At 40.3% G+C, this 5,335-nt stretch carries 5 protein-coding genes; all 5 read left to right on the top strand.

Annotated features, from left to right (window positions below; genetic code table 11):
* Positions 1-226 precede the first annotated feature (226 nt).
* Entirely contained in the window at positions 227-2,047 is a 1,821-nt protein-coding gene (locus tag NJ959_RS25090) for a CHASE2 domain-containing protein (protein ID WP_254014485.1), read from the top strand.
* Between the two features lie 158 nt (positions 2,048-2,205).
* The gene (locus NJ959_RS25085) at positions 2,206-2,727 is read left to right on the top strand and encodes a photosystem I assembly protein Ycf3 (protein ID WP_254014484.1); all 522 of its coding nucleotides are present in this window, start codon (positions 2,206-2,208) and stop codon (positions 2,725-2,727) included.
* Between the two features lie 260 nt (positions 2,728-2,987).
* A complete protein-coding gene (gene gatC, locus NJ959_RS25080; protein WP_254014483.1) occupies positions 2,988-3,281 on the top strand; it encodes an Asp-tRNA(Asn)/Glu-tRNA(Gln) amidotransferase subunit GatC in 294 nt (97 codons plus the stop codon).
* A gap of 244 nt (positions 3,282-3,525) precedes the next feature.
* Positions 3,526-4,443, top strand: a complete 918-nt coding sequence (locus NJ959_RS25075) for a nucleotidyltransferase domain-containing protein (protein ID WP_254014482.1) — start codon at positions 3,526-3,528, stop codon at positions 4,441-4,443.
* A 110-nt stretch (positions 4,444-4,553) separates the two neighbouring features.
* Positions 4,554-5,309, top strand: a complete 756-nt coding sequence (locus NJ959_RS25070) for a nucleotidyltransferase domain-containing protein (protein ID WP_254014481.1) — start codon at positions 4,554-4,556, stop codon at positions 5,307-5,309.
* Positions 5,310-5,335: the final 26 nt, after the last annotated feature.

The following is a 5,335-nucleotide window of genomic DNA, read 5'->3' as shown; positions in this document are numbered from 1 at the left end:
CAATAAATCACCAGTTAAAAAACCCGAAAATCCTCCCACTCCAGAACCAATTAATTCAAATCCCAATAACTCACCAGTTAAAAAACCCGAAAATTCTCCCACTCCAGAACTAATTAATCCAAATCCTCAACCTTCATAAGTCAAACAAAATAAAAATTTATGACGAACAACCAACAACCAACAACCAATTAGCAATTTTATAAATCTTCTCTGGTAGGGTTCCAATGTGCTAAAACATTTACAGCGTTATCTAAAAATCATTAAGCCCGTTATTCCTGGCGCTATTGCCGCTTTGATTTCTGCCAGTATCTGGCAATTAAACGGATGGAAACCTTTAGAACAAATAGGATATAACACGCTATTTCAATTGCGCAATTCCCAAATTTTTCCTCATCCTAGCTGGGATAAAAGAATTGCAGTCATTGCAATTGATGAAGCTAGTTTACAGAAGTATGGTAGATTTCCTTGGAAACGCGATCGCTACGCGCAGCTATTGAAAGTGCTACAATCCTCTCCACCTGCGGTAATTGGTTTCGATGTTCTTTTCATTGAACCGACTCCTGACGATAATAAATTCGCTGACGCGATATCAAATGTTGGTAATGTGGTTCTTGCTAGGGCTGTGGATGAAAAGGGATTACCCCTAGAGCCTGTACCAATATTAAAAAGTGCTGCTGCTGGAGTTGGTCATATTTTACATCAGCCAGAGATTGATGGAATCAGCCGCCGTGCCACCCTATTTGCAGGTAATCAACCGAGTTTGGGTTTGGCAATGCTTCAGATATACAACACTGGTAAACAACTATTACCTGTGCGATTGCAACAGTCTCCACCCCTCCTCCTTCCCCAAAGTAATGGAAGTAAAAAATTGGAGTATGTTTGGATTAATTGGCCAGAAAAAACGGAATTTTTACCAACTTATTCTTTTGTTGATGTGGCTGAAGGTAAATTACCTAATGAAACGTTTAAAGATAAATTAATTTTAGTGGGAACTACAGCGATTGCTTTAGATCCGATTCTCACACCTTTAAATCAAAATATACCCACAAACGGGATTTATCTCCATGGAGCTTTAATTGATAACTTGCTGGAGTCAAAACTGATACATCCGTTACAAGGATGGATGGCAATAGTAGTATTATTTATCTTTGGCTTTACCACATCTGGGCTTTTATATGTCCAAGGATATAGAGGTCGAGTATTAGTGGCTTTGTTGTTATCTTCTGGCTGGATTTCACTGGCATTATTATTATTTATTTTTGCTCAATTATGGATGCCAATTGCTGCTCCACTGGGAACTATATTACTTGTATTTATTGGTTTGCAGCTACTAGAACAGCAAGAAAAGCAACAGATAATGAGCCTATTCGGTAAACTCCTAGCTCCAGAAACTGCTAAGTTAATTTGGCAGCGTAAAGAAGAAATTTTTCAGTCGGGTGAGTTACAAGCTCAAGAAATGGTAGCAACAGTTTTGTTTATGGATATTCGGGGATTTACCACCATATCTGAGAACCTATCACCCAGTCAGTTGTTAGGGTGGCTGAATCGCTACTTGGAGGCGATGAGCAACTGTATTATGGATCGTGGCGGCGTGATTGACAAATATATTGGGGATGCAATTATGGCAGTTTTTGGTATTCCATTTTCTCATACCGAAGCATCAGCAATTCAGCAAGATGTATTAAATGCGATCGCAGCCTCTCTTGCTATGTACGAACAACTACAACAGCTAAATCAGCAGCTAGAGGTGGAAGGATTACCGTTAATTCAGTTTGGCATTGGCATTCATACTGGGATTGTAGTTACTGGTAGTGTGGGAAGTTCTCGACGGCTGAATTATTCGGTAATTGGAGACACTGTTAATGTTGCCGCCAGACTGGAAGCAATGAATAAAGAAGTAAAAGAAGATAACCCTTATCACCTACTAGTTACTAGTGAAACTTATGAATATGTGCGAGATTATTATCAGGCTAAACCCGTTAAAAATATCCAACTGCGGGGGCGGGAAAAAGAAACGGTAATTTGCTCTATTTTAGGTAAAAAGTGAAGCGGTACCAGGGGAGTAGACTTCTCAGTTGAAAGTTTTAACTCAAAACTCTTGTCCTCACTCCCCACTCCCCACTCCCCACTCCCCTCTCAAACGCGATCGCACTCATCCCAAACAAGCTACGATAATCTTCTAGTCGGGAAAATTGGGAAAAACTTATGCCACGCTCTCAACGCAATGATAACTTTGTTGACAAAACCTTTACAGTTATGGCAGATCTGATTCTGAAGGTTTTGCCCACCAACCAGAAAGCCAAAGAAGCTTTTGTCTACTACCGTGACGGTATGTCTGCTCAAGGTGATGGCGAATATGCCGAAGCCTTGGATAACTACAACCAAGCCCTGGAGCTAGAGGAAGACCCCTACGATCGCTCTTTGATTCTATATAACATGGGGCTGATTTACACCAGCAATGGCGACCATGAGACAGCCTTAGATTACTACCATAACGCAATTAACATCAATCCCCGCCTCCCTCAAGCCCTCAATAATATTGCCGTAATTTACCATTACCAAGGCGAAAAGGCACAAGAAGCAGGGAAGAAAGAAGAAGGAGAAGCATTGTTCGATCAAGCTGCTGACTATTGGCAAAGAGCAATTCGCCTTGCTCCCAATAACTACCTAGAAGCACAAAACTGGCTCAAAAGTACTGGTCGTTCCGCGATCGATGTTTACTTTTAGTTATTGGTTATTGGTTGTTGGTTATTAGTTGTTTGTTGTTTGCTATTCATTATTCGTCATTTATCTTTGACGAAAAAACCAATCAATACAGCGGTTACCGCTTTTATGAGGTACAGTAGCAGTAATTTTCAGGTATGCGAGGTGCAGAGAAACCCGGTTTCTGAGGTGTACTTCATAAACCTGCAATCTGCTATAACAACTAAAAACCAACAACCAACAACTAAAAACCAACAACCAACAACCAACAACCAACAACAAATATGATTGACCTAGAACAAGTTAGAAAAGTTGCTAATCTCGCCCGATTGGAGCTAACTTCTGAAGAAGAAAAAGAGTTTTTGCCCCAACTTAATAGCATTTTAGACTACTTTCAACAGTTGAGTGAATTGGATACCACAGATGTCCAGCCAACCACCAGAGCAATTGATGTCAGTAACGTAACTCGACCCGATGAATTGCGACCATATCTCGACCGAGACGCACTACTAGGAGAAGCTCCACAACAAGATGGTGACTTCTTTAAAGTACCTCAAATCATGAGTACTGAAGAGTAAATGCTAAATCCCCAAAAACAAATCGGGGATTTCAATAATTCCGTAGGGGTGAAGCAAGAGCGCCCAGATATTGTGGCTTAAACCCAAATATTTCTACCCTCTTGCTTCACCCTGCCGCTGTACAGTCCTAAAAGTATTATTTTTGTAGTATAATAGATTCAATCCTGGCGGAAGATACTCCGAACTTATCAGTTGTACTGATACCGATGAGTATTTTACCCTGAAATTGAGGGGACACGATCGAATGAATCCTAACCTAGTTTTACCAGTGGGAACCCAAGTTGTCACCCGCGTGGAAGTAAAAAATACTCCTGACGAAATACTCTGTTTGCGCGGTGCAGTTGGTGTGATAGTAAAAGCGCCAACAGATAACTCCCACGCCTACCGAATCCGCCTCCCCAACGAAGTTGAAATTACCCTTCATCGTCACGAATTCAGTATTCGCAAGCATTTTCAACAAGAAGGATTAGATCTTTCTATAGATATTTTAAGCGAATTAAACCTTTACGATTATATTATCTATCGCTGTATCGTCGGTTCCAGATCATTTGGTTTAGATGATGAAAATTCCGATACGGATAGACGGGGAATTTACTTACCACCTGCGGAAATACACTGGTCTCTCTATGGTATCCCAGAACAGATAGAAAATAAGGAGAATCAAGAATGTTATTGGGAACTTCAGAAGTTTTTAATCCTCGCACTAAAAGCTAATCCAAATGTTTTAGAATGTCTCTATACACCATTAGTAGAAACAGCCACACCCATAGCCGAAGAATTACTGAAAATACGGGATATTTTCCTATCTCAATTAGTCTATCAAACTTACAACGGCTACGTCATATCCCAATTTAAAAAGATGGAACAAGATCTCCGCACCATCGGCAAAATTAGATTAAAACATGCCATGCACTTAATCCGCCTATTACTATCAGGTATCGCTATCTTGAAAGAAGGATTTGTTCCGGTGAAAGTTGAGGCATATCGAGAACAATTACTCGCTATTCGTCGGGGTGAAATGCCCTGGGAAGATGTCAATGCTTGGCGGTTAAGTTTGCATCGGGAATTTGATGCTGCTTTATCCAATACATCATTACCGGAACGTCCTAATTATGAGAAGGCAAATACTTTCTTGATTAAAGCACGTCATCTACAGGTTTGATCCATGTAAAACGTACACAACATCTCTAAACGTAGGGTGTGTTAGCGAAGCGTAACGCACCACCAGAAACATATATAGTATCGTAAATCCTGTATCAATAACCATCCGATATGAGCAAAGAAGAAAAACTGAAAAAAATCGTCGCATCTCAACCCTATCCCCTATTATTTGCCACCATCAGTGGCGCACATCTCTATGGCTTTTCCTCACCAGATTCTGACTACGATTTGCGCGGCGCTCATATCCTAACTTTACCAGAGGTTTTGCGACTCGATCCCGGCAGAGAAACTATTGAAATATCTGAAGTTAGAGATGACATCGAACTCGATTTAGTCACTCACGATATCAAAAAGTTCTTTTCCCTAATGCTCAAAAAGAATGGCTATGTTTTAGAACAATTGTATTCTCCATTAATTATTCACACAACACCAGAATATGAAGAATTAAAAGCCATCGCAAAAGGGTGTATCACTCGCCACCATAACCATCATTACTTAGGTTTTGCCCGCACCCAATGGCATCTTTTTGAAAAAGAAAGTCCCCGACGTGTGAAACCTCTACTTTACGTTTATCGGGTACTACTTACTGGCATCCATCTGATGCAGACAGGTGAAATAGAAGCTAATCTTCTCAAATTAAATGAATCCTTCCAATTACCTTATATTCCCGATTTAATTGAGCGGAAGATAGCCGGATATGAACAATCTATTTTGGCGGATGTTAATCTTGAATTTTATCAGGGTGAATACAATCGTTTGTACCAGGAATTATTGGCAGCTTCTGAGTCTAGTTGGTTGCCAATTGCACCATCAGCGAAAAATGCTTTGAACGATTTATTGGTTAGATTGAGAATGGCTAATCGCTAATGACTAATCGCTAATTGCTAATTGCT

The organism is Limnofasciculus baicalensis BBK-W-15, assembly GCF_024178385.1.
Classification (GTDB): Bacteria; Cyanobacteriota; Cyanobacteriia; order Cyanobacteriales; family Coleofasciculaceae; genus Limnofasciculus; species Limnofasciculus baicalensis.
The sequence above is the reverse complement of the archived record's forward strand: the minus strand, read 5'-3'. Positions and strand labels throughout refer to the sequence as shown.

Coding starts and splice junctions, on each gene's coding strand:
- NJ959_RS25085 (WP_254014484.1), top strand. CDS start 2,206: ATGCCACGCTCTCAACGCAATGATAACTTTGTTGACAAAACCTTTACA.
- gatC (WP_254014483.1), top strand. CDS start 2,988: ATGATTGACCTAGAACAAGTTAGAAAAGTTGCTAATCTCGCCCGATTG.
- NJ959_RS25075 (WP_254014482.1), top strand. CDS start 3,526: ATGAATCCTAACCTAGTTTTACCAGTGGGAACCCAAGTTGTCACCCGC.
- NJ959_RS25070 (WP_254014481.1), top strand. CDS start 4,554: ATGAGCAAAGAAGAAAAACTGAAAAAAATCGTCGCATCTCAACCCTAT.